Origin of the sequence: Verrucosispora sp. WMMA2044 (assembly GCF_027497155.1) — a bacterium.
Lineage (GTDB): Bacteria > Actinomycetota > Actinomycetes > Mycobacteriales > Micromonosporaceae > Micromonospora > Micromonospora palythoicola.
Genome location: NZ_CP114913.1, coordinates 4,927,933 through 4,951,968, shown reverse-complemented (window position 1 = coordinate 4,951,968; position 24,036 = coordinate 4,927,933). Strand labels below are relative to the sequence as shown.

21 protein-coding genes are annotated in these 24,036 nt (G+C 70.2%); 9 read left to right on the top strand and 12 right to left on the bottom strand.

Annotation, left to right across the window (positions count from 1 at the left end):
- Positions 1-15 precede the first annotated feature (15 nt).
- Both O3597_RS22465 and O3597_RS22460 read right to left on the bottom strand, forming a co-directional pair.
- Positions 16-1,215 (bottom strand): Dyp-type peroxidase, encoded by a 1,200-nt coding sequence (locus O3597_RS22465; RefSeq protein ID WP_281602306.1) that lies wholly within the window; start codon positions 1,213-1,215, stop codon positions 16-18.
- A gap of 17 nt (positions 1,216-1,232) precedes the next feature.
- On the bottom strand, positions 1,233-1,823 hold the full coding sequence (locus O3597_RS22460) for a copper chaperone PCu(A)C (protein ID WP_281602305.1): 591 nt from the start codon (positions 1,821-1,823) through the stop codon (positions 1,233-1,235).
- Positions 1,824-1,951: 128 nt separating this feature from the next.
- On the opposite strand from O3597_RS22460, the gene O3597_RS22455 reads away from it, so the two are divergent.
- On the top strand, positions 1,952-2,773 hold the full coding sequence (locus O3597_RS22455; RefSeq protein WP_281602304.1) for an AraC family transcriptional regulator: 822 nt from the start codon (positions 1,952-1,954) through the stop codon (positions 2,771-2,773).
- Here O3597_RS22455 and O3597_RS22450 read toward each other — a convergent pair.
- Complete coding sequence (locus O3597_RS22450) at positions 2,748-3,179, bottom strand: DUF2000 domain-containing protein (RefSeq protein WP_281602303.1); 432 nt, start codon at positions 3,177-3,179, stop codon at positions 2,748-2,750. The two genes, O3597_RS22455 and O3597_RS22450, sit on opposite strands and share 26 nt — an antisense overlap.
- A gap of 61 nt (positions 3,180-3,240) precedes the next feature.
- Entirely contained in the window at positions 3,241-5,289 is a 2,049-nt protein-coding gene (locus O3597_RS22445) for a copper-translocating P-type ATPase (protein WP_281602302.1), read from the bottom strand.
- 323 nt (positions 5,290-5,612) lie between these two features.
- Here O3597_RS22445 and O3597_RS22440 point away from each other — a divergent pair, with 323 nt between their 5' ends.
- From O3597_RS22440 to O3597_RS22430, 3 genes are read left to right on the top strand one after another with little or no spacing between them, the layout of a single operon-like run.
- On the top strand, positions 5,613-8,114 hold the full coding sequence (locus O3597_RS22440) for a nitrate- and nitrite sensing domain-containing protein (protein ID WP_281602301.1): 2,502 nt from the start codon (positions 5,613-5,615) through the stop codon (positions 8,112-8,114).
- 39 nt (positions 8,115-8,153) lie between these two features.
- Positions 8,154-8,558 (top strand): roadblock/LC7 domain-containing protein, encoded by a 405-nt coding sequence (locus tag O3597_RS22435; protein ID WP_099847772.1) that lies wholly within the window; start codon positions 8,154-8,156, stop codon positions 8,556-8,558.
- Positions 8,555-9,745, top strand: a complete 1,191-nt coding sequence (locus tag O3597_RS22430; RefSeq protein ID WP_281602300.1) for an ABC transporter substrate-binding protein — start codon at positions 8,555-8,557, stop codon at positions 9,743-9,745. The genes O3597_RS22435 and O3597_RS22430 overlap by 4 nt, the downstream gene beginning before the upstream one ends.
- 52 nt (positions 9,746-9,797) lie before the next feature.
- Here the strand turns inward: O3597_RS22430 and O3597_RS22425 are convergent, their stop codons facing one another.
- The 4 genes from O3597_RS22425 to O3597_RS22410 form a co-directional block, all read right to left on the bottom strand.
- The gene (locus tag O3597_RS22425) at positions 9,798-10,823 is read right to left on the bottom strand and encodes a polyprenyl synthetase family protein (RefSeq protein WP_281602299.1); all 1,026 of its coding nucleotides are present in this window, start codon (positions 10,821-10,823) and stop codon (positions 9,798-9,800) included.
- Positions 10,824-10,836: 13 nt separating this feature from the next.
- Complete coding sequence (locus tag O3597_RS22420; protein WP_164446348.1) at positions 10,837-11,253, bottom strand: hypothetical protein; 417 nt, start codon at positions 11,251-11,253, stop codon at positions 10,837-10,839.
- A gap of 91 nt (positions 11,254-11,344) precedes the next feature.
- On the bottom strand, positions 11,345-12,634 hold the full coding sequence (locus O3597_RS22415; protein ID WP_164446347.1) for a GAF domain-containing protein: 1,290 nt from the start codon (positions 12,632-12,634) through the stop codon (positions 11,345-11,347).
- 240 nt (positions 12,635-12,874) lie between these two features.
- Complete coding sequence (locus O3597_RS22410) at positions 12,875-13,435, bottom strand: TetR/AcrR family transcriptional regulator (RefSeq protein ID WP_164446346.1); 561 nt, start codon at positions 13,433-13,435, stop codon at positions 12,875-12,877.
- A 74-nt stretch (positions 13,436-13,509) separates the two neighbouring features.
- On the opposite strand from O3597_RS22410, the gene O3597_RS22405 reads away from it, so the two are divergent.
- Positions 13,510-14,493 (top strand): alpha/beta hydrolase, encoded by a 984-nt coding sequence (locus O3597_RS22405; protein WP_281602298.1) that lies wholly within the window; start codon positions 13,510-13,512, stop codon positions 14,491-14,493.
- Positions 14,494-14,587: 94 nt separating this feature from the next.
- On the top strand, positions 14,588-14,740 hold the full coding sequence (locus tag O3597_RS22400) for a hypothetical protein (RefSeq protein WP_281602297.1): 153 nt from the start codon (positions 14,588-14,590) through the stop codon (positions 14,738-14,740).
- 117 nt (positions 14,741-14,857) lie between these two features.
- Here O3597_RS22400 and O3597_RS22395 read toward each other — a convergent pair whose 3' ends face one another.
- Together O3597_RS22395 and O3597_RS22390 are read right to left on the bottom strand one after the other, a co-directional pair.
- Entirely contained in the window at positions 14,858-16,432 is a 1,575-nt protein-coding gene (locus tag O3597_RS22395) for a beta-carotene 15,15'-dioxygenase, Brp/Blh family (protein WP_281602296.1), read from the bottom strand.
- Positions 16,429-17,124, bottom strand: coding sequence for a bacteriorhodopsin (locus O3597_RS22390; RefSeq protein ID WP_164446340.1), 696 nt, complete (start codon positions 17,122-17,124; stop codon positions 16,429-16,431). The genes O3597_RS22395 and O3597_RS22390 overlap by 4 nt, the downstream gene beginning before the upstream one ends.
- 179 nt (positions 17,125-17,303) lie before the next feature.
- Between O3597_RS22390 and O3597_RS22385 the strand changes: the two genes are divergently transcribed.
- The 3 genes from O3597_RS22385 to O3597_RS22375 all read left to right on the top strand — a co-directional run bounded on the left by O3597_RS22385 (position 17,304) and on the right by O3597_RS22375 (position 20,027).
- On the top strand, positions 17,304-18,131 hold the full coding sequence (locus O3597_RS22385) for a bacteriorhodopsin (RefSeq protein ID WP_164446339.1): 828 nt from the start codon (positions 17,304-17,306) through the stop codon (positions 18,129-18,131).
- 106 nt (positions 18,132-18,237) lie between these two features.
- Positions 18,238-19,005 (top strand): heliorhodopsin HeR, encoded by a 768-nt coding sequence (heR, locus tag O3597_RS22380; protein WP_164446338.1) that lies wholly within the window; start codon positions 18,238-18,240, stop codon positions 19,003-19,005.
- 347 nt (positions 19,006-19,352) lie between these two features.
- On the top strand, positions 19,353-20,027 hold the full coding sequence (locus tag O3597_RS22375; RefSeq protein WP_164446336.1) for a response regulator transcription factor: 675 nt from the start codon (positions 19,353-19,355) through the stop codon (positions 20,025-20,027).
- On the opposite strand, the gene O3597_RS22370 is transcribed toward O3597_RS22375, so the two are convergent.
- Together O3597_RS22370 and O3597_RS22365 are read right to left on the bottom strand one after the other, a co-directional pair.
- The gene (locus tag O3597_RS22370; RefSeq protein ID WP_281602295.1) at positions 19,997-22,237 is read right to left on the bottom strand and encodes a chorismate-binding protein; all 2,241 of its coding nucleotides are present in this window, start codon (positions 22,235-22,237) and stop codon (positions 19,997-19,999) included. The two genes, O3597_RS22375 and O3597_RS22370, sit on opposite strands and share 31 nt — an antisense overlap.
- Positions 22,234-23,787 (bottom strand): AMP-binding protein, encoded by a 1,554-nt coding sequence (locus O3597_RS22365; protein WP_281602294.1) that lies wholly within the window; start codon positions 23,785-23,787, stop codon positions 22,234-22,236. Before O3597_RS22365 ends, O3597_RS22370 begins: the two co-directional genes overlap by 4 nt.
- Positions 23,788-24,036: the final 249 nt, after the last annotated feature.

The window sequence follows — 24,036 nt, the reverse complement described above, 5'->3', positions numbered from 1 at the left end:
CGGTCATTCTCCTCGTCAGTCGAGCAGTTGCTGACCGACCCAACCACCTTCCGGGCAGCCGGGCGGGACGGCGAAGACGGCGGAGCCGATCGGGGTGGTCCACTCGTTGAGCAGGTCCCGTTCGGCGAGCCGCCGCTGGATGGGCAGGAACTGGGTGGCGATGTCCGCCTGATACGCCGCGAAGATCAGCCCACTGTCCGCGGTGCCGTCGGCGGCGGGCACGCCGTCGTAGTTGTAGGGACGGCGCAGGATCCGGAACCGGTCGTCGGTGACGTGCGCCCGGGTGAGGTGGGAGAAGTCCGGGATGACCGTGAGCCCGTCGGGGCCGAGGGCGGCGAAGTCGGGCTCGTCGTGTTCGCGCGTGCCGGTCAGCGGAGCACCGCTGCCCAGCCGCCGACCGACGGCCAGTTCCCGGTCGGTGCGACCGAGCAGGTCCCAGGTCTCCAGGTTCATGCTGATCCGCCGCACCACCAGGGTGGTGCTGTCCCGCAGCCAGTCCGGCCCGTCGGTGACCCAGACCGCCGTCTCCACCGGTGCACCGGGCTTCGGGTTGGCGGTGCCGTCGAGTTGGCCGAAGAGGTTGCGCTGCGTCCGGCCCGGCTCGGCGCCGGCCGCCCGCCGGAAGCCCTGCTGGACCCAGCGCACGATGGCGAAGGGCCGGCTGTCCTTGACCAGGACCCGCTGGGCGTGTGCCACGGTGATCGGATCGTCGGCGCAGATCTGCACCAGCAGATCCCCACCGGACCAGCGGGGTTGCAACCGGTCGATGCGGAACGCAGGCAGGTCGACCACGGAGGGCGGGCGGCGGTCGTCGAGATCGGCGGCGGCGTACAGGCCCGGTCCGAAACCGAAGGTGACCGTGAGCCGGGCCGGCAGCAGCCCCAACTCGGGTTCGGTGTCGGCGAGTGCGGGTCGACCCTGGGTGAGGCGGGCGGCGTCGTCGGAGAGCAGTCGCAGCAGCCGCCCGAGGCCGGCCCGGTCGGTGCCGGGGCGCAGGGTGAAGGCGACGAACGCGGCATGTGCCTGTGGCTCGTCGACGATCCCCGCCTGCCGTACGCCGTGGAACGGTTCGACAGCCTCGCCGACACCCGCCACCAGCGTCCGCTCCGGCGGACGTCCCGCTGGCTCGCTGCGGGCGGTGGCCACCGCGGCGGCCCCGACGACCGTGCCACCGGCGGCCAGCGCGCCGCCGGTGAGCAGGCCGCGCCGGCTCACCGGCCGGCTGGTGGGCCTCACGGTGCCGGGCTGTGGCTCGTCGGCATGTCCGGCATCGGCTCGCCATGCCCGGGGGCGTAGCTCTCCTGCGCCCCGGTGAACGGCTTGGCGACCGCGCGGAACGTCTGGGTCCGCCCGTCGGCGAAGCTGAGCGTGAAGGCCAGCTCGTCACCGGCCCGTACCGGCTTGGCGAGGTCCATCAGCATCAGGTGGTCGCCGCCCGGTTCCAGCTTGTACTCGCTCTTCGCCTTGATCACCACGCCACCCTGCTTGGCCCGCATCACCATCTTCCCGTCCGCCATCGCCATCTCGTGCAGCTCCATCGGGGAGACCTCGGTGGTGGCACCGGTGATCGTGATGTCGGTGTCGCTGTCGTTGACAAGCGTGGCGAACGCCGCCGTCATCCCCTCGTCCGCGGCCTTCACCCACGGATCGCGTACGCCCAGCACGCCGGCCTCGACGGTGACTGCGGTGGACGCGCTGGCGGATGGCGTGGGCGCGGTCGACCCGTCCTGCGACGACGCGCAGGCGGCCAGGGACACGCTGAGCGCGGCCCCGGTGAGCAGGGCCGCCGGGCGCAGGAACCGGCGAGGCAGGACGCTGGGCATGAGTTTCCCCTCGAAGATCGATGTCATGAGCTTGGTCGGCCGGTGCCGCCCGGAAGTTCCGCCCGCCCTGGTTGCCCAGGTCACTCGCGTCCTGTGGTGGCCGCTGGCGGAGCGGCTACAGTTCCGCCGTGGCCCGGCGACAGCAGGTACGGACGTGGTCCCCCGCGCTCAGCGGGATCACCGAGGTGCTGCACGCGCGGTTCACCGACCACGCCTACCCGATGCACACCCATGACAGCTGGGCGCTGCTCGTGGTCGACGAGGGAGTCGTCCGGTACGACCTGGATCGCCACGAGCACGGCGCGTTCCGGCAGGTGGTCACGCTGCTGCCGCCGAACGTGGCGCACAACGGCTCCCCCGTCACCGCGCAGGGGTTCCGCAAACGGGTGCTCTATCTCGAATCCGGGCAACTCGACGAACGCCTTTCTGGCCGGGCGGTGGACCGACCGACCTTCGACGACGAAGCCCTGCGCCGGCGGATCGATCTGCTGCACGCGCGGCTGACCGAGCCGGGTGACGAGTTCGCCGCCGAGGTGCATCTCGCGCTCGTCACCGAGCGGCTGCGGGCGGGACTGGCCCGCGGTACGCCCATGGTCACATCGCGGCGGGATCCACGGATCGCGCAGCGGCTACATGACCTGATCGACGAGCGTTTCGTGGTGGGGCTGACCCTGGCGGAGGCCGCCGGACTGCTGCACGCCCACCCGACCCACCTCGTGCGGGCCTTCTCCGCGGCCTTCGGTATCGGCCCGCACCAGTATCTGATCTCCCGCCGGGTGGATCTCGCCCGACGACTGCTGCGCGAGGGCGTACCGGCCCGGGAGGCCGCCGCCACCGCCGGCTTCCACGACCAGCCGCATCTGAGTCGACACTTCAAGCGGATCCTCGGCTTCACCCCCGGCCAGTACACCCACCACCGCCGGTTCACGGGTGCATCCGGGCACCTTTGAGGATCTTGTCCACGGCGTTCTTCGGGCCGTAGACGGCCAGCCCGGCGAGGTCGAGGTGGTCACGGCCGACGGCGCGCACCGCCGCCCGGTTGTCCCGGTCGTTGCCGGTCCGGAACAGGTCCGAGGTGAAGACGGCCAGCGGCAGCCCGCGGGTCACGGCGCGCTGGTGGGCGGCGGTCACCGTCTCCTTCGTACCGGCGAACACCAGCACGGGCTGCCGGAACATGGGCAGGTAGGGCGTGTCGTCCGCGTCGGCGTACGGCTGGCCGATCACCTCGGGCACGGCCTGACCGATGCCGCTGACCAGGAACGCGGTCATGTTGAGTCGCTGCCAGGTAGGCAGGTCGTCGCGGAGCAGGACCGCGATCTTGGTGTCGAAGCGTACGGGCTCGGTGAGGGTTTCCATGCTGCCGAGTCTGGGCCGGCAGCCGCGCCGGGGTCTTGTACGAAACTGCCCTGACGCGTGCTCAGTCCGGTGGGCGCAGTTCGACGCGACGCAGCAGTTGGGCGTTGAGCGCGACCACGATGGTGGAGCCCGACATCAGCACGGCGGCGACCGCCGGACTCAGCGCCACGCCGGCCCAGGCCAGGACTCCGGCGGCGAGCGGTAGCGCGACCACGTTGTAGCCGGCGGCCCAGGCCAGGTTCTGGAGCATCTTCCGGTAGGTGGCCCGGGACAACCGGATCACGCCGCTCACGCCGCGCGGGTCGGACGAGGCGAGCACCACTCCGGCGGACTCGATGGCCACGTCGGTGCCGGCGCCGATCGCGATGCCCACATTCGCCCGGGCCAGGGCAGGTGCGTCGTTGACCCCGTCGCCCACCATGGCGACCCGCAGCCCGCGTCGCTGCAGTCCGGTCACGGTGTCGTCCTTCTCCGCCGGGAGCACCTCGGCGAAGACCTCGTCCTCTCCGGTACGGAATCCGAGGTCGGCGGCGACCGCCTCGGCGACCGGACGCGCATCCCCGGTGATCATCATGATCTTCCGGATGCCCTGTTCCCGCAGGTCGGCGATGGCCTGTCGGGCCTCCGGCCGAACCTGGTCGGCCAACGTGAGGGCACCGAGGACGTCAGCGTGGTCGTCGCGGAGCCGCAGCAGGTAGAGCACCGCCGCGCCCCGACGTGACCAGTCGTGCCGGTGCTCGTCGAGGTCGTCCGGCACGGTGACGTCGAGTTCCCGTAGCAGCGCCGGGCCGCCGACGGCGTAGGTCACTCCGTCCACCTCGGCGCGTACCCCACGGCCGGTCATCGAATGGAAGCCGGAGGCCGCCCGCCTGTCGTGCTGGTCGGCGGCGGTCACGATCGCCCGGGCGAGAGGGTGCTCGCTGTCGGCCTCCACCGCCGCCGCGATGGCGAGTACGTCCCGTTCGGTCGAGCCGCCGGTGGCGGCTACGTCGGTGAGGACGTGCTCGCCCCGGGTCAGGGTGCCGGTCTTGTCGAACAGCACCGTGTCGACCGTGCGCATCCGCTCCAGCGCCAACCGGTCCTTGACCAGGATGCCGCCCTTCGCGGCGACCGCCGTGGACAGCGCGATGACCAGCGGAATGGCCAGCCCGAGCGCGTGCGGGCAGGCGATGACCAGCACGGTCACCGTCCGTACGACCGCCTCGTCCACATTGCCGAGCAGCGACCAGACCGCGAGGGTCAGCACGGCGGTCGCGGTGGCGATGTAGAACAGCCAGGCGGCGAACCTGTCGGCCAGCACCTGCGCCCGGCCGCTGGACTGCTGGGCCTCGCTCACCAACCGTTGGATGCCGGCCAGCGCGGTGTCGTCGCCGACCGCCTCGATCCGTACCCGTAGCGCCGCGTCGGTGGCCACCGTGCCGGCCACCACCCGGTCGCCGGTGGCGCGGGCCACCGGCCGGGACTCACCCGTGATCATCGACTCGTCCATCTCGGCGCGACCGTCGACCACGGTGCCGTCGGCCGGCACCCGGGCACCCGGACGGACCAGGACCACGTCACCGACGCCCAGTTCGGCCACCGGCACCCGCTGCGGTGCCCCGTCCGGGTCGAGCCGCTCGGCGTCGTCGGGCAGCAGCGCGGCGAGCGCCGACAGGGCACCCCGGGCCTGGCCGATCGCCTTCATCTCCTGCCAGTGACCGAGCAGCATGATGGTCACCAACGCCGCGAGTTCCCACCAGAAGTCCAGGTCGAAGGCGCCGAACGAGGTGGCCAGCGATGCCACGTAGGCGACCGTGATCGCCATCGCGATCAGCAGCATCATGCCCGGCGCCCGGTCCCGGATCTCACGCACCGCTCCCTGGAGGAAGGGCCAGCCGCCGTAGCCGAAGACCACCGTGCCGAGCACCGGCCCGACCAGACCGATTCCGGAAAAGTCGAGTTCGTAGCCGAGCCAGTCCATCACCATGTGGCTGGTGGCCACGATCGGCACGGTCAGCGCCAGGCTGAGCCAGAACTTGCGGCGGAACGCCGCCGGATCGTGCCCGGCGTGCTTGTCGTGCCCGCCGTGCCCGTGCTGATCCGGATGGTTTCTCGTGTCGACGTGGGCCATGTCATCGCCTCCCGGCCCTACCATATACCCCCTAGGGGTATATGCAACCACTTAACAAGATCAAGCCAGATCTCGCCTCGCCCGTTCCTCTATTGGTTCACGACGATCGGTCGAACAAGTTTCGCTTTCGTGTTTTCGGTTCATGTCCGAGACGTCAGTCAGCCCGTCGACGGGCGATAAGGGATCTAGAGGTGAACCGATACATCGTGGTAGGAATGGCGCTCTGACGTGGGCAGGCATGCCCACCCTCCACCATGTAGCCGGCGTGGACGCCGGTTCCTGCTGAGATCAACGTCGATGAGGCAAGGGGGCGGAGTACGCCGGTGACACGTGCTACAGCGGCAGCCGCGGTGCGTACCCATGCCGAAGCGCGCCGGGGGTGGCTGGCCCGGGGCAGCATCGTCCGCCTGCTACGGCTGCTGGTCGCCGTACCACTGATCGCCGTGGTGGCGTTCGCCGGCCTGGCCCTTGAGGGCACCGTTCGGCAGGTGCTCAACGCGGGCACCGTGCACGACGTCGTCACACTGTCCACCCAGGCCGGTGCGCTGGCCCGCGCCCTGCAGGCCGAACGGGTGATCGCGGCGGTCGAAGTGACCACCCAGAGTCAGGCCGCCAGCGCCACCTTCGACGACCAGGTGGCGAAGACCGACGCCGAGATCGTCGAGTTCCAACGACGTCGGGCCGAGGTGTCGGCCGGGAACTCGGCCCTGCAACGGATCGACGCCGGTCTGACGGCGCTCGGCTCGGTACGCGAGCAGGTCCGTTCGAGCCCCCGGGCAACCCTGTCCGCGATCGCCTTCAGCTACCGGATCCTCGTCGCGGACCTGCTCACCTTCCGCGCGTCGGTGGCCACCGACACCTCGACGAACATCGCCGAAGACGTCCGGGCCGCGGTGGCGGTCTCCGAGGCAGGCGAGGCGATCGGTCAGCTTCAGGTGATCGTGCTGCGCAGCCTCGCCGGAGGTGAACTGACCCCGGCCGGGCAGCAGGAGATCGTCGGTGCCCAGGCCCGGTATGCCGAGGCCACCAACGCCTTCCTGGCCCTCGCCGAACCAGGCTGGGCGGCCAGCTGGGAGCAGATCGGCACCGATCCTCAGGTCGTCGCCGCGCAACGGCTTCAGGATCAGGTGGGTCGGACACTTCCCGGCGGCCGGCTCGCCGTCGACGCGGATGACTGGGTCGAGGCCACCGACGGCTGGGTCAGCCAGATGTTCCGGATCCAGAGCGACGTGGATGCCGCCGTCGCCGACCGGGTGTCGACGGAGCGGGGGCAACTGCTGCGTGACGCGCTGCTCCAGGGCGTCGGCATCTTCCTGGTCCTGGCGCTCACCGCCGTCCTCACCGGTGTGGTGGCGCGCCGGATCACCCGCCGGCTGCGGTCCCTGCGCAACACGGTGACCAAGGTGGCGTACGACCGGCTTCCGGCCGTCGTCCGGGAACTCAGCGCGGCCCCACCGGGCAGCGTGCAGCCCGACGAGGTGGCGGACCGTTCCGTCTCGGAATTCCGGATCACCGGTTCCGACGAGATCGCCGAGGTGGCCACCGCGACCCGGGCCCTGCACCGGGAAGCGGTCCGGATCGCCGGCGAGCAGGCGGTGATGCGGGCCAACATCGCGGAGATCTTCGTCCACCTCTCCCGGCGTGAGCAGCGGCTGGTGGACGCGATGCTCGCCCAGGTCGATGACGTGGAACGCGACGAGGCCGACCCCGAACGTCTCCAGCAGTTGTACCAACTGGACCATCTCGCGACCCGGATGGCCCGGATCAACCAGAGCCTGCTGGTGCTCGGTGGTTCCGGCATCTCCCGGGTACGTCAGGAACCGGTCCCGCTCGACCATGTGATCCAGGCCGCGCTGTCCCAGATCGAGCACTACACCCTGGTCCGGATCGGCACGGTGGACAAGGAGCTGGCAATCGCCGGCAACGCGGTCGACGAGATCGTGCACCTGGTCGCCGAACTGCTGGACAACGCGACCGGATACTCCCCGCCGGACGCGGAGGTGCTGGTCACCGGGCATGCACTCACCGACCGGGCGATCGTGCAGGTGGTCGACCAGGGGGTCGGGCTCTCCCCGCAACGGTGCGCGCAGTTGAACGCGGCACTTGCCAACCCGTCGTCGGTCGACGTGTCGGGCGTGCGAGCCATGGGTCTGACCGTGGTCGCCCGCCTCGCCGCCCGGCACGCGGTGAAGGTCGAGCTACGACCCGGACCAACCGGCGGCACGGTGGCCGAGATCGCTCTGCCGGCGCCGATCGTGGTACGCCGACCGGCGCAGCAGCTACCGGCGGTGGAGCCCGAACTAAGCCGAGGCCGACCCTCCGCCGCCGGGAGACGTCCGGCCGTGGCCTCGGCGAGCCGCGCCAACGTCCCGGTGGCCGGTCCCGACAACCAGGTGCCGAGCGCCGGGCGGATCCCGGCCGGTGTCGGCACGGCCGGCGCGGTACGGGCGAGCGCGCCGGCACCGACCGGCTCGGTCGCCCCACCGGTGCCCGCACCGTTGTTCCAGCCGGCAGCACAGCCCCAGCCCACCGCGGTGGGCCTGCCGGCCGGGCCGACGGTGAACGGCTGGTTCAAGACTGCCTTCGACGGCGACTCGGTGGCCGTCATCTGGCCGGTCGATGACGGTGAGAAGTGGGCGACCGCCACTCCGGCGCCCGCCACTCAGGTCGGTCTGCCGCGCCGGGTCCCGCAGCCGCACCTCGTACCCGAGGCACAGAAACCGAGCGCGGACCCGCGGCGGAAGCTGGACCCGGCCGCCGTGTCGGCGGCGATGTCGGCCTACGCCAAGGGCGTCGCCGGACGCCGGTCCACCACCTCCTTCTGACGCTGACCGTCCACCCCCTCCCCGATCTGGAGCGACGTCGTGACAAGCCCGAACGACCTGAGCTGGCTGTTGCAGAACTTCGTGAACCGTACTCCTGAGGTCAGTCATGCCCTCGCCATCTCCACCGACGGGCTGGTCCTGGCGCACAACCACAGCCTGCCCCGGGACCGGGCGGATCAGCTCGCCGCCACCGGCAGCGGACTGATCGCCCTGCTCGTCGGGGCTGCCCGGTTCTTCCAGGCGGGCTCGGTGATCTCCAACGTGACCCAGATGGACGGCGGCTTCATGTTCTGCATGTCGTTCAGCGACGGGGCCTCGCTGCTCGTGCTGGCGTCCCCGGTCTGCGACGTGGGTCAGGTCTCGTACGAGATGACCGACCTGGCGAACCGGATGGGTGAGGTGCTGACCCCGGCGGTGCGGTCCCAGTTGCTGGGGATGCTGTGAACGCCAGCCACCCCGCCCGTCGGCTCGTCGCGGCCCTGCTGACCGGCGTACTGGTCGCCGCCACCGCCGCCTGTGACGGCGGGTCGGAACCGCAACGTCAGACCATCCGGATCGGAATGATCACCGCCCTGGCCGGGTCGCTCGAGGCACCCGGCTCCGAGCTGCGCGACGGCTTCCAGCTCTACCTGGACATGCGCGGCCGGCAGTTGGGCGGCCATCCGGCGGAGCTGATCGTCGCCGACGAGGGTTACGAACGCGACGTGACAGTCGAGTCCGCCACGAAACTGCTGGAGCAGGATCGCGTCTCGGCGATCACCGGCATCATCAACGGCGGCAGCGTGGCCGCCATCCTGCCGCTCATCGACAAGCACAAGGTTCCGCTCGTCGGCGCCCTGGGGCGGCCGGCGCTGACCGACGTGACGTACATCTGGCACACCAACCTGATCTCCGTTGAGCCGGGTGTGGCCATGGCACCGTTCGTCAAGCAGGAGGTGGGGCAGGGCCGGGTCTACACCATCGGGCCGGACTTCCAGAGCGGTCGCGACGAGTTGCGCGGATTCGTCGACACGTTCACCGACCTCGGTGGCCGGTTGGCCAACCCCGGTGGCAAAGCCGTCTTCAGCCCGTTCCCGGTCACCGAGGACTTCAGGCCGTACCTGGACGAGATCGCCGAGTCCGGCGCCGACGCGGTCTACTGCTTCTTCGACGCGCAGAACGCCATCACCTTCGTCAAGCAGTACGCCGCGTCCCCCGTCGCCGACCTGCCGCTCTACGCGGCGGGCTTCGTGACCGAGCCGGCGAGCCTGGTCGAGCAGGGCGACGCGGCCGAGGGCATCTACAACGGCCTGAACTACTCACCCGACCTCGACAACGCGGCCAACCGGGAATTCGTCGCCGCCTGGAACGCGGCCTACCCGGGCCGGGTACCCACCTCGATCGTCATGGCGTCGTACGACGCGGCAGCCGTGCTGGATCGGGCGATCGCCGCAGCGGGTGTGAACCCCACCCCGGAGCAGATCAACGCCGCGATCGCCGGCCTCGGGCAGCTCAACAGCCCCCGTGGGCCCTGGCAGTTCGCGAAGTCCACCCACGCGCCGATTCAGAAGTGGTACCTGCGCCAGGTCCGCCGCGACGGCCGGGCACTGACGAACGTCGTCGTCTCGGAACTTGCCACCCTCGGCGGCTGACCCCGGCGGTACCCGTGCAGCTCCGGCGCGGCGGGAATGCGGAGCCCTGGCGCTACCGGCTGCGTTCCACGACGTACTCGGGTAGGCCGAGCAGGAAGCGCCCGTCCTCGGTCTCGGCCGCCGGCCCCAACGCCCGCCGTCCTTCCCGGATCGCGGCGGCGGCCAGATCACGGGCGCTGCGGCGGGCGGACTCGACGCAGTCGTAGGCGAGCAACCGCCCGTGCAGCCACCGCACCTCAGCGGCTGTGCGCTGCGTTCGGGTCCGGCGTAGGAACTCCAGCAGCCGCTCGCGTTCGTCACCGGTACATCGCCGCATGAAGTCGATGAGGATCAGTGTCCGCTTGCCCTCCCAGAGATCGCCAGCGATCTCCTTGCCGTAGCGGGCGAAGTCCCCCACGAGGTTGAGCGCGTCATCCTGGATCTGGAACGCGGCACCCAGATACCAGCCGTAGCGGTCGAGCACGTCGATCGCGTCATGCTGACCGGTGGCGACGAGGATGCCGGTACGGCACGGGTAGATGCAGGTATACCAGGAGGTCTTCTTCAGACACATCCGGTAGTAGTCGTCCGCGTCGAGGTCGCACACGTTGTCCCGGATCCAGCCGACCTCGATGGCCTGCCCCTCCAACGAGTGACGCAGCATGAGTTGGGTTTCCTCGAACAGCCGCCACGCGATCCCCGAGCCGAGGGCCCGACGATTGGCGGCGAGCCGCTGCAACGCGAGCAGGTTCGTCATGTTTCCCACATTGAGGGCGACACCGACTCCGTACTCGCCGTGCAGGGTCTGTGCTCCGCGCCGCTGCTCGCTCTCGTCCTGGATGTCGTCATGGATCAGAAACGCGTTGTGGAACAGTTCGACCGTCACCGCCGCGTTGAGCCCCACCGACGGCGTGCCACCGAAGGCCCGGCAGGCCGCGAGACAGAGCGCGGCCCGCAGCCCCTTGCCCCACCGCCGCGGATACTCACTCACCAGGTCGTAGAGGTAGTGCGGTCCGCCCGACGGCACACCCGCGAGGAGCGCGTCGATCGCGAGGGCGCGATAGCGCTCCAGCATCTGGGTGACGTGACCGCCAGTCACGTCGGTGGTCCGGCTACCTGTCCGAGGGTGTGGGCTTCTGCCTGGCCTCCGGCGTGAGCCGGTCGACCAGGCCGTTCGCCATGTCCGGCACCAACCGTGCGAGGTTGAGCACGCCGTCGAGGGCGTCGTGCGCGTCCGAGGTGTACCGGCGGATCACCTCACCTCGCCGGTCGTCGGAGGTCTTCAACTGCGCGACCACGGTGTCGATGAGCGCGTGCCCGTCGGTACGGACCCGCGTCACCAACTCGTCGAACGCCTCCGGGTCCACCCGGCGGTCGGCGCTCAGCTTCTCCTCCAGCCGTCGCGCGCTGGCAATGCCCGCCGCGAGTTCCTCCTCCAGCACGCTGGCCGCATGGGTCACCGTCTCGGAGGTCTCCTCGGCCACCTTCTCGAAACGCTCGTCGCTGCGCTCACGCCCACTGCTCTGCATGAAGGAAGTGTTGGCGAACCGGAGCCCGGACGGGTAGAGGTGTGTCGAAATGGTGACTCAGAGTAGTTCGAGTCGGCCTTAGCTCCGGCGGTCAGCGGTTGAGGTACGCGGTCAGGCCGCCGAGTTCCTCGCTGGCGATGAAGACCGTCCGCACGTTGAGGATGGCTTCCTCGACGTGGCGGGGACAGCCCCACGCCGAGTCGCCCCACGAATCGGCGATCTTAATTTCAGCCGGTGCGGTGCACTCCTGGATGCCGCCGAGCTGGCAGGTCTCCGGGTGCGGGGTGGTGGCCTGCGCAGCCGCGGCGGCACGCATCTGGGCATTCAGTTCCGCGGCGACGCTGGCGCGCTGCTCGGCCTCGGCACGAAGCTCCCGCTCCGCGCGTACCGCCTTGGCGAGTGCGTCGTGGGCTGCCTTCGCGCGCGCCTCGGCGGCGAGTTTCGCCTGCTCGATGTGGTGCCGCTCGATGGCCAGTGCGGCGGTGCCAGCGAAGACCCGGGCGAGGGCAAGGTCGATGTCCTGGGGCACGCGCGGAGTGCGGTGGTACATCGCGAAGGTGCCCAGCAGGCTGCCGTCGCGGGCCAGGATCGGGGTGGACCAGCAGGCGGCCAGCCCGGCCCGCCCGGCCAGGTCGCGGAAATCGGCCCAGAAGGGATCGGTGTCGATGTCGGTGACGATCACCGATTCCCGCCGGTGCGCGGCGGTGCCGCAGGATCCGACCCCCTCACCGGTGGCGATCCCGTCGATGGCCTCGTTGTAGAAGTCCGGGAGGCTGGGCGCGGCACCATGACGCAGGTGCCGACCGTCGGGGTCGGCGAGCAGCACGGAGACGAGCATCTCCTGCGGGGCGAGCTGCTCGATACAGCGCGCCATCCCGTCGAGTACCTCGGTCAGCGGTGCCTGGCGGGCGATCTGCTCCAGCATGGCCCGGTGCTCGGCCATCAGCCGTTGGGCCTGCTTGACCTGGGTCGTCTCCACACCGATCACGCGGATGCCCAGCACGGTGCCGTCGGCGTCCCGGCGCGGCTCGTAGGTGAAGTCGAAGTAAGCCTCCCGCGCGTGCGGCCCGGTGCCCAGCACGACCCGAGCGTCCCGACCGGTGTAGGGCTCGCCCGTGCGATAGACCTCGTCCAGCAGGTCGATGAAGCCCTGAGCGGCCAGCTCGGGCATCACCTCGACGAGCGGTACGCCGGTTCGGGCCCGATGCTCGCCGATGGCGGCGAAGAACGCCGGATTGGCCGTCTCCACCAGGTGCTCCGGCCCCGCCAGCGCTGCGAAGACGGCAATGGACTGCCCGAACAGCGTCCGCAGATCCTCCGCTGCCTGACCTGCGCCCGCCGGATCCGCAGCAGCGCGCAGTTCACCTGGTACCGCCGTCATGGTGTCGGGTCGCCTTTCATCTGCCAGTGCCGAAGGAGCGCCGGTGGTGCACCCGTCGGGGACGGGTGCAACGGGCTGACGCCGCCGGTGCAGCGTACCGGCAGTCGATCCGGCCGGCAGCGATGGACAGCTGCCGTACGCTTCCGGAGCGATGGAACTACCCCACGGCTGCCAACTCCTCCTCGTCGCGGCCTGGCGAACCACCCTGCCGGGACCGTGACGCGCCAGCACGTCGCACCCCTAGCGAAGAGTGAGTAGGACCATCTCGACCAGGGCGTCGACGTCGGCGTCGTCCATCGGCTCGCCGGTCATGCCCATCCGGTGCAGCAGGGTTCCGACGACCACGTCGATGAAGAAGAGCACCCGCTTCTCCGGCTCGCCGAGCGCCTCCTGAAGCGCGAGCTGGTAAGGGTCCTGCAACTGTGCGGAAAGAAGCTGGCGCAGGGCGGGATCGTTCACGGCATCGGTGAACACGCCCGCGAACGCCGCGCCGATCCCGGGCTCACCGATCTTCGCCGCGATCCAACGGATCGCTGTCGACATGATCTCCTCCCGGCTGGCGCCGGTCAGTGGCGCCGGGCCGAACGCGTCGACGAGGCAGGCGGTGATCAGCGCACCCTTCGACGGCCAGCGGCGGTAGATCGTGGTCTTCGCGACGCCCGCCGCGGCGGCGATGCGGTCGACGGTGGCGTGTGCGTAGCCGAGCTGGTGGACCGTGTCGAGCGTGGCGGCGAAGACCGTGGCGTCGACGCTGGAGCGGGGACGGCCGGCCGGTCTGGTGGGTGTGGTTGCTCGGTCCATGGTCACACGATAACCAGTTATGCTACTTCCAGTATCGATACCTGAAGTATCGTAATAATGATCGAGGAGGAGCCATGAGCCACACGGTCGAGATGCGACGGCCGCCGCTGGGCGTCCGGCTGCTGCACGCCCTACGGAAGGAGCCGGACTGGCTGACGATGCCGGCCGAGGCGTTGGACGTGTTCCGCGACGCGGAGAACCGCCGGCGGGCCTCCAGCCTGGCGCGGTTGATCACCGGCTTCCCGGACCGCAGGGCCAGGATCGACTGGCAGCAGTTGACGCTGCCCGACCGGGTGCTCCAGGTCCGGGTCTACCGGTCGTCGTCCGAACGCGACGATCCGGCCGGCCTGCCGCTCGTGCTCCACGTCCACGGCGGTGGCTTCGTGGGCACAGCGGTGCAGAGCGACTGGGTCAACAGCCACCTCGCCTGTCGACTGCCCGCGGTGGTCGTGTCGGTCGAACACCGCCTCGTCGCACCCGGAGTCTCGTTGGCCGCAGCTGTCGACGACGGCTGGGACGTGCTGAACCACGTCGTGCGGCACGCCGCGCGGTGGCGAATCGACCCGACCCGGGTGGTTGTCTTCGGCGAGAGCGCCGGATCGGTGGTGGCCGCGCTGGCCGCGATCCGCGCCCGGGAGTCCGACCTGATGGTACGGGCACAGGTGCTTGTCAATCCCTGCGTCGATCTGACCTCGACGGCGTTCGACTACGCCTCGATGGACGAGCACGCCAGCAGCCCGATCCTCACCGTGCCGCAGCTGGAATTGTTCCGCCGGCTGGCCGCTCCGGAAGGAACGGACCCCCGCGCGGTGTCACCGTTGTTCGCCGGCGACCTGAGCGGGCTGGCTCCGGCGCTGGTGGTGGTGCCGACCCACGACCCGCTGGCCGATCACGGACGTACGTACGCGCGACGGCTGCGCGAGGCCGGGACGCCCGCACAGCTCACCGAACACCCCGGAGCGACCCACGCGTTCCTCAGCATGCCGGGCGTGGTGCCCCAGGCGCGGTCGGCACGGACGGAGATCGTCGCGTTCCTCCGGGACCGCCTCGCCGGATGACGGCCCGGCTGTGACGAGATGCCCGATGCTGATCGAAATGGTTCGGTCGTGCCAGGCCGGGTAGGTGACCGGTGAGCCGACGAAGGGACATCCGATGAAGGCCGTCACATGGCACAGCGTCGCCAACGGCACGGTCGACCCGGCGCAGCTGCTGACCGAGCACGAACCGATGGCCGACGTGCTTAAGGCGTACCGCGAGTTTCAGGACCGAGACCCCGGCTGGCTGAAGGTCGCCCTCGCCACCTGACCACCGACCAATCCTGCTGTCCAGCCCGGCACCGCTAGGTTCCGGGCTGGACAGCTGTGACGGGCGACGCGGTGGTCTTCGCCGAAGCCGGTGGTGCCGACGCCACCAGCTGCTCGCTCAGGCGATGGTGGCCAGCAGCTCCCGGCAGGCTCGCTCGCAGGCGCGGCACGCATCAGCACAGATCCGGCAGTGCTGGTGCTTGTCGGCGTGAGCGGCGCACTCGTCTCCGCACGCCTTGCAGGCCGTTACGCACGCCTCCAAGAGGGTGCGGCTGATGTTCGCGTCGTAGCCGGTGTGTCGGGACAGGACCCGGGCGGTGGTCGCGCAGATGTCGGCGCAGTCCAGGTTCGTCCGGACACACTTGGTGAGTTCGGCGACCATGTCCTCGCTGAGGCAGGCGTCCGCGCACGCGGTGCAGGCCTGCGCGCAGTCATCGAGAGCGTCGATGGTGGCTGCGAGCTTCGTCCGGTCCAGGTTGATCGACTTCGGGTACGTCTCCAGCATGGGCATCGTGGTGCTCGGCATCGGGCACTCCTCTCTGTCGTTTCTGGCGGTGACTGTCGTCATCTCTTCCGCCGCGGCCAGCGCGAACCGGTGATGGGAGCGTCCTCGTTCACCCCACTCGGGGTCGTACCCCGAGCCGGCGCGCCGAATCGGGCAGCGGCCAACCGGCCCGGTTATTCGGGCGGCCATCCGTGCGTCGAGCCGGTTGACCACCGCCGCGTGCGGCACGGTGAGCCCGGCGAGCACCGCGAAGACCAGCTGGAACGGTGTTTCCTGGGACGGACCGGCGGTCGCGGGGCCGACGGTCGGCGACGCGCTGACGTGCACCAGGACGAGCAGACCGGCGAGGGCGGCGATGGTGGGCAGGATGGCCTGCCGGGCGAACCGGCGGGCCGGACCACCCAGCCGTCCCGCGGCGAGGTGGTGGCGGTTGGCAGGGTCGGCGCGCAGCAGCCGGGCGACATGCCGGGCGGAGTGCCAGGCCGCGAAGTACCCGCCGAACGCCAGCGGCGGTGGCACCAGGGCGAAGGCCGCGACGAGGATCGCGAGTGCCGCCACATCCGCACCGCGGCGCGCGGTCAGCTCGCGGAGTCCGGTCACCACGACCGCCAGGAGTACGACGCACAGCACGATCAGCCGCCCGGCCGGTGCGAACGCGGATGCGGCTCCTGGCGCGACCGCGTCCAGCAGCGGGTCGACCGTCCCTGGCCACAGCGCGATCGGCAGCACCACCGGAGGTCCGCCGTGGGCCAGGACGGCGAGGACGGGACGGACCGGTGCCTGCCCGTCCCGCTCGGCCCGGTAGGCCACGTCACCGGTGCCGAAGTGCAGCACCGTGAGGATCAGGAAACCGGTCAGGGCGGGGACGGGCGCCCAGAGGAACAGCGCGACCGTGGCGGCGGCCGTCCCGGCGTACGCGAGCAGCAGCCCGACGGTGATCCGCAGAGAGCGGGCCGGTGCGGAGATCCAGGCCGGTACCAGGTGGTCGACGGCGCCGTGCGGCAGGCCGATCAGCAGGCCCACGAGCAGTGGGACGGTCCCCGCCCACGTCCCCGCGGTCGGTATCAGCAGGTACAGGCAGGCGAGGCCGGCCAGGACGATCGGGCCCGAGTGGCCGACCCGGCGCAGCAGCCAGTCACCGGGCGGACGGTGAACCGACTGGCCGACCTGACGGGCGGCTGGTGTCACGCGACGGTGAGCAGGCGGCGGTCGGACAGGCGTCGTAGCAGACCCAGGTCGACCGCGCTCCACACCACCTTGGACAGGATCGGCAGGATCACGAACAGTGCGGTGTCGGTGGTGTCTCCGAACTGCCCGATCCCGGACGGCCCCAGGATCCAGATCAGCGGATAGCCGACCCAGAGCACACTGAGCAGGAGCGCCACCTGGGTGAAGACCCGCGACATGGGGGCCGGCTGACGGGCGGCGGTGGCCCGCAACGGTCCCCAGATCAGCCCGAAGACCACCAGCAGAGCCACCACCCCGACGGCATAGAGCCCGTACCGCCCGGCCCGGCTCTCCATCAGGTCAGCCAGGAACCCACTTGTGATCATGATGATGTCGGCCACGACGAGCGCGCGGACCAGGCCCCAGCGCTTGCGGGGCAACGCGTGCATCGCGGTGAGGGAGAGAGCCACCAGTAGCAGCGGGGTGGTGACCACCCAGTCGGCGTACCGGGCCCAGAAGGTCGTCTGGTCGGCGACCTCGATCCGACCGCCGCCGACCGCCATCACCAGGTACCAGAACCCCGACCAGAGCGGAATCGCCGTGGCGATCGAGTACTCCACCGGCGGGACGCCCTTGGGGTTGGCCCGCCAGTAGCTGAAGAGCGCGACGCCGGCCGCCATGGCGACGACGTAGAACCACAGCCAGAACCCCACGGCACCTCCCTGGCCTACTCCGGCTCTCCGGGAACGAGGGACGCCCCCTTGCTGTGAGCTTAGGATGGTCATCAGGCCATTTAGGGCTATAAAGGCGGAATAGCCCCCGATCGCAGGCGAGGCGGCAGCCAGGCTCCGCGATCGGAGACGATCCTGGTCGGAACAGGCGGGTCAGCGGCATGAACTTCGAGAACGAGTTCGGCTACAACGTCATCCAGTACACGCTGGTGTCGCACGTACTGACTCTCGGTTACGCCGTCATGGCCGCCGGGCTCGTCTATTTCCTGCTGACCATGTCGGGTGTCGCTGCGCGTTACCGGCTGGCCTCGGTGCTCTCCGCAGTGGTCATGATCTCCGCGTTCTTCGAACTCTGGGTGCTGTCACAGCGGTGGTCAGCGGCGTTCGCCTGGGACGGGAACGCGTTCGTAAGGACGGAGACCCTGTTCTCCAACGGCTACCGGTACATGAACTGGTCCATCGACGTCCCGGTGCTGCTGATCCAGTTGCTGGTGGTGCTGGGCGTCACCGGTCGGCGCTTCCACCGCACCTGGGCGTTGTTCGTCGCCGCCGGCCTGGCCATGATCTACACGGGCTACGCGGGCCAGTTCTACGAGGTGGACAGGACCTGGCCGTTCTGGATCTGGGGGCTGGTCAGCACCGTCTTCTTCCTGTTCCTGCTCGCCCTGGTGGCCCGCCTGATCTTCGGCAATCTGCGCCGGCTACCCCGCGCCGCCCGGGGGCCGGCCCGGGCCGTGTGGTGGCTGATCCTCGTCTCCTGGATGCTCTATCCCGGGGCCTATCTCATGCCGGCGATGTGGGACTCCGCCGACGGGGTGGTGGCCCGGCAGATCACCTACACGCTTGCCGACATCACCTCGAAGGTGATCTACGGGGTGCTGATCGGGGTGATCGCCCGCAAGGTCAGCGCCGCCGAGAACTGCCAGGCCGCGATCGAGGAGGACGTGGCCCAGCCGCGCGGCGGCCTGACCTCCGTCGCCTCCGGCTGAGGGCGCCGCCGGTCGCGGCGAACGTTCCGACGCCCACGTCCGGCGTGCGGGACGGATTTGTGCGAAGCGCCGGCCGACAGTCGTACCGGTATCTAGGGTGACGCCCATGGGACACCAAGCCGCCGCCGGCCGCGACCGCTACCGGCGGCTACGTTGGTTCAACGTGCTGGTCGGCCTGTTCCTGGCCGCCGAGGGCGGCTGGATGTGGGTGGCCAGCAACGACCTGTCGCTGCCGGTCACCGCGTCGTACCTCACGGCGGACCCGGTGACGCTGCGGGACGCCACGCTCCCGGAGGTGGCCTTCCGGATCGCCGTCGGCCCGGCGGTAGCGGTCTTCCTGCTCCTCGCCGCGCTCGACCACCTCATCACCGCCGCCCCGGTCGTGCACCGCTGGTACGAGCGCAACCTCGACCGGCGGGCCAACTACGCCCGCTGGATCGAGTACTCGGTGAGCGCCTCCATCATGATCGTCCTGATCGGCCTGTTCGTCGGGATCCGCGACCTCGCGGCGGTCATCGGGATCTTCGCCGCGAACACCGCGATGATCCTCTTCGGGCTGCTGATGGAGCGGCAGCAGACACCGGGACGCGCCGACTGGAGCGCCTTCTGGTTCGGCACACTTGTCGGCCTGGCGCCCTGGCTGGCGATCGCCGTGTACGTCGCACAACCGCCGGAGATCCCCGGATTCGTGTGGGCGATCATCATCGTCCAGTTCCTGCTCTTCGCCAGCTTCGCGGTCAACATGGCACTGCAGTACCGCCAGCTCGGTCGATGGCGTGACTACCGCTACGGCGAGGTCTCGTACATTCTGCTCAGCCTCGTGGCCAAGTCCGCGCTGGCCTGGCTGATCTACGCCAACGTACTGCGCACCTGACGCGGGCCGGCGGCGGTTCATTCCGAATCCAGCAGATGCTCTATACGCCGCCAAACGCGGATTCCTACACGAATGCGAGAACCCGCCTGAGTGCCACCAATGACATTTTTCGGCACCCGCCGGAGGCTTGGCTAAGATTCGTGGTCGCCAGTCGAGAATGATTCAGCGACGCCGATCTGGGGTAAAGGTTGCACGCGCGCCGGTTGAAACCGGCGCCGGTCGGCGTGGCGACCGGAGGTGGGTGTGGGTTTGGCGATCATCGCATGCTGCGTCGGTGGGCATCGATCCTGGTTGAAGGGGCCGGACATGCGGCCGCGGCAGGGGACCGCAGCGGAGGAGGCAGCAGCATGGCGCAGGCCAAGCGGCGATCCAGCACATCGCCGATAGGGCTACGGGTTCTCGTCACTCTGGGGCCGGAGGTGCTGCGCAAAGGGCTGGAGGCGCTGCTCGGCGAACTGCACATGGTCACCGGTGTCCGGACCGCGCCGACGGTGAACGAGGCGATGGTGCTGCTCCGGCGGTACCGGCCCGACCTGCTGATCCTGGTCGTCGAGGACGACGTCCCGGTTGACCAACTGGTGCTCGCCGCCCGAAGCGCCGGCATTCCGACCCTGGCGGTCCTGAACCGAGCCGGTGACGCGCTCCGCGACCGGGCCGTACCGCTGGCGGCAGACGGTTTCATCCTGGCCGGAGAGCTTGATCGGCGGTCGCTGAACAACGCCCTGGCCGAACTGTGGCGAGGTGAGATGCCGATGCCGCTCGCTCTCGGCCGGGTCGCGCTCTCGGTGCTGCGGGAGGACCAGTGCCCCGCCGACACTCCGGTGTTGACCCCCCGGGAGGCCGAGACGCTGAAACTGCTGGCCCGGGGGCTGAGCAACCGCCAGATCGCCGGCACGATGGGGATCACCGAGCACGGTGCGAAGCGGCATGTCTGTCACATCCTGGCGAAGTTGAACTGCACCAACCGAACGGAGGCGGTCACGGCGGCCTATCAGCTGGGCCTGCTGCCCGCCAGGCGCTGACTCGCCGGACTCCGCTTCCCTCCGGGACGCTGTTCGCCCGTCCAGCCGGGTAGCGGTGCGCTCAGCTTCAGCCGCATCTCGTCGTACTCGGCATCCGGATCGGAATCGAGCACGATGGCGCCGCCGGCGCCGACCCGCAGGATTCCCCGGTGCAGTACCGCGGTCCGGATGACGATGTTGAGGTCCGCCCCGCCGGTCAGGCCGAAGAATCCCAGCGCTCCGGAGTAGACCCCCCGCGCCCGATCCTCGATCTCACCGAGCAGCCGCATCGTTCGCGGCTTCGGTGCTCCGGTCATCGAGCCACCAGGGAAACAGGCCCGGACGATCCGGGTCGGTGAGACCGACCGGAGGCGGCGGCCGCGCACCGTGGAAACCAGCTGATGCACGGTCGCGTACGACTCCACCACCATGAACGAGGGCACGTGGACGCTGCCGACCTCGCAGACCTGCCCGAGGTCGTTCCGGAGCAGGTCGACGATCATCAGGTTCTCCGCCCGGGTCTTCGGAGAGTCGCGCAGCTCGGCCCGCAGGGCATGGTCCTGCGCGGGGTCGGCGGCCCGGGGAGCGGTCCCCTTGATCGGCTTGGCCTCGACCACCCCGGATGGGTCGATCTTGAGGAAGCGCTCCGGCGAGGAGCAGAGGATCTGCGTCTCTCCCAGGCGGAGATAGGCGGCGTACGGTGCCGGATTGTGACGGCGCTGCCGCAGATAGAGTTCGATACCGCACCCGTCGTACGGGGCCCGGAGTTCGTTGGTCAGGCAGATCTCGTAGCTCTCTCCGGCCCGGAGCAGATCCAGGCAGGTATGGATGTCCGCCAGGTAACTCTCCCGCCCCCGGGACAGCCAGCGCTCCGGGTCGGACGTTCTTCCCGGCTCGGCCCGCCCGCCGGTCGGCCGGACCGGGCCCGGCTCCTCCGGCCGGCGGGTGCGTCGGTCGCGGTCGTCGACCGGGCGGTGGCCGACGGGTCCGGTGCACAGCAGGGCCGTCGTGCTGTCCAGCCAGCCGTCCGCCGCCGCGATCTGGGCGTCGGTGGCGCGGCAGAGCGCGAGCAGCCACACCTCACCGGTCTGATGGTCCACGGCCACCATCCGGGTCGCGGCCATCCAGACCGCGTCCGGGGTCTCGGCTTCGTGTCGGTTCGGTGCGCCGCAGTCGGCCTTCACCTCGTAGCCGAAGTAGCCGACGTAGCCGCTCGGCAGGTCGAACGGAAACTCCCCGCGATCCGCGAGCCGGCGCTCGTCGAGGCGGCGCTGCAACACGGTGAAGATGTCCCCCGGCTCGACGCCGATCCGGACGCCGGTCGGGTCGAGCACCTCGACCGTGCCGGTGGTGCTGACGTACCGCAGCACCTCCCCGTCCGGTCCGCCCGGGTGCCCCAGGAACGAGAACCGCGACACGCCGGGCACGACCCGGCTGCTGTCCAGCCAGAAGGCGTACGGCCGGTCGCCGGCGATCCGCTGGAAGACCCACTCCGGGTCGACCGTCGCGGGCTGCTGTGGCGGTGCGTTCCGCGGGGCGACGCCGGGCAGCCGTCGGTGACGCAGCAGCCAACCGCCGGCCCGAACGGCGGTGTCGCTCGATGCCGCGCCCAGCCCGGCGCCGCCGACCGGCCGCGAACCGTTCGTGGCGTCCCCGCCCACCAGACTGCGGAAGTTCAGCAGTAACCGGCTGCCGTGCTCGGTGCTCACCGACTCGGGATGGAACTGCACCCCGAACCAGGGGCGGCTGCGGTGCCGCAGGCCCATCACCACCCCGTCCTCGGCCCAGGCGTCGGCGACCAGTTCGGCTGGCAGTGGTTCGGCGACGCAGAGCGAGTGGTAACGGACGGCCACGAAGTTCTGCGGCAGACCGGTGAAGAGCCCGCCGTCATGCCGTACCTGGCTCAGGTGGCCGTGGCGCGGCTCAGGTGCCGGCCCGACAGCGGCCCCGCAGAGGTGGCCCAGGGCCTGGTGGCCGAGGCAGACGCCGAGCACCGGCCGGCCGCTGTGGCGGATGACGTCGAGGCAGCGGCCGATGTCCTCCGGCACCTGCGGTCGGCCGGGACCAGGCGAGATGATCACCGCATCGAACTGCCGGGCGAACTCCGACGTCAACTGCGGGCTGTCGTTCCGCAGCACCTGGGGTTCGACGCCGTAGGTCTGGGCGATCAACTGATAGAGGTTGAAGGTGTACGAGTCGTAGTTGTCGATCAGCAGGGTCCGCACCGTCACGCCACCCCTGCCCGACCGACGGGGTGTGCTTCCCCCCGGTCGGCGCCGGCGCGCTGCCGAGTGGCTGCGCCAGCGCCGCGCTGCTCCCGAGGGTCCTGCTCCCGCAGGGCGAAGCGGCGGAGCTTCCCCGTCGGCGTGCGGGGCAGGGCGGGGAGGCCGGTGACGCCCCGGGGAACCTTGAACGGCGCCACCCGGCCGTCCAGCCAGCGAGCGAGTTCGTCCACGGTGGGGGTGGCGGCGCCGGGCACCGGTACGACGAAGGCGTGCAGCCGGGTGGCACCGGTCTGATCCATCCGGGCGATCACCGCGGCCTCGGCGACCGTCGGATGCTCCTCGATGAGGTGCTCCACCGGCTGAGGTGCCAGCGTGATCCCGCCGACCATCTCCAGGTCGTCCACCCGGCCGTGCAGCGCGTACGTCCCGTCGCCGTGCCGTACCGCCAGATCCCGGGTACGCAGCCAGCCACCCACGAGTGTGCGGGCGGTCTCCTCCGGCCGGTTCAGGTACCCGGTCATGACCGTCTCCCCGGTGACCCAGAGTTCCCCCTCGACCTCGTCGGGCACCGCCACCCCGTCGCTGTCGAGCAGCCGGAGGCGATAGCCCGGGACCGGGCGTCCGACCGTGCCGATCCGGTGTTCCTCCACCGTGTTCGCGCAGAAGGCGTGCCCGGCCTCGGTGGAACCGACCTGGTCGAGCAGCGGGACGCCGAGCAGTTCCCCGGCCCGCACCGCGAGGTCCGGTCGCAGCGCCTCACCGGCGGAGACCGCGGCCCGCACACTGCCGAAGGCGGATCGGTCACCGGCCGCTACGAGCTGGGCGTAGGACGTGGGCACCCCGTAGAGCAGGGTGACCCGGTGCTCGGTGACGAGCTCCGCGACCGCCTCGGGACTCGGTCGCTCCGGCAGCAGCACCGCCGACGATCCGGAGAACAGTGGGAACACGAAGGCGTTGCCGAAGCCGTAGGCGAAGTGCAGCTTGGAGATCGAGAGGGTGACGTCGTCGGCGTTGCTGCGTACCACTGCGAGCCCGGCGTACCGGTAGTACCCCTCCGGGTCGGTGTGCCGATGGACGGCTCCCTTCGGGTCACCGGTGGTGCCGGAGGTGTACTGCACGTACAGGGGGTCGGTGCCGGCCACCGGCACCGCCGGGGCACGGCTCACCCGACCGGCCCGGTCGAGCAACTGGTTCGGCGAGAGCGTACGGACGGTGAACCGGTCCGCCAGCGACTCGGGGCAGAGCACGAGAGCCGGAGTGCAGTCGGCGACCAGCGCCGTGTGCTCCGGAGCGGCCAGCGCCGGGTTGACCAGGACAGCGACCGCCCCGGCCCGAGCCACGGCCAGGAACGAGACCACCCAGGCGGCGCTGTCGGGCAGCGCCAGGAGCACCCGGTCACCCGGTCTGATCCCTTCGCTGGCCAGTACCCGGGCGGCTCGGCCGGCCAGATCGTGGATCGCTCCGTGGGACCAGGTCCGACCCGGTTCGCGGACGGCGGGGCGCTGGGCCCAGCCGCGTTCCGCGCAGCGCCGTTCCAGGGTGGCCGCGAGATTCATGGCGAGAGCCCTTTCTGCTGCTGGCGGGTGCGCGAGTCCGGGGAATGCCGACGGGCGCGGAAGTCCGTGGAGAATTCAATTCGATCTCGACCGTAGATCGCTCTGAAGATGGGCGGCAAGTGTCTGATGCGATACCCCGAGCAGCTCGAACGAATTTTTTCCGCCATCGGATGTGCACTCCCGAGAAATATGCTATGCGCCGGCATGGTTCCTGTTCGAAACCGGTTCAGCGGCCTGCGACAAGGCGTG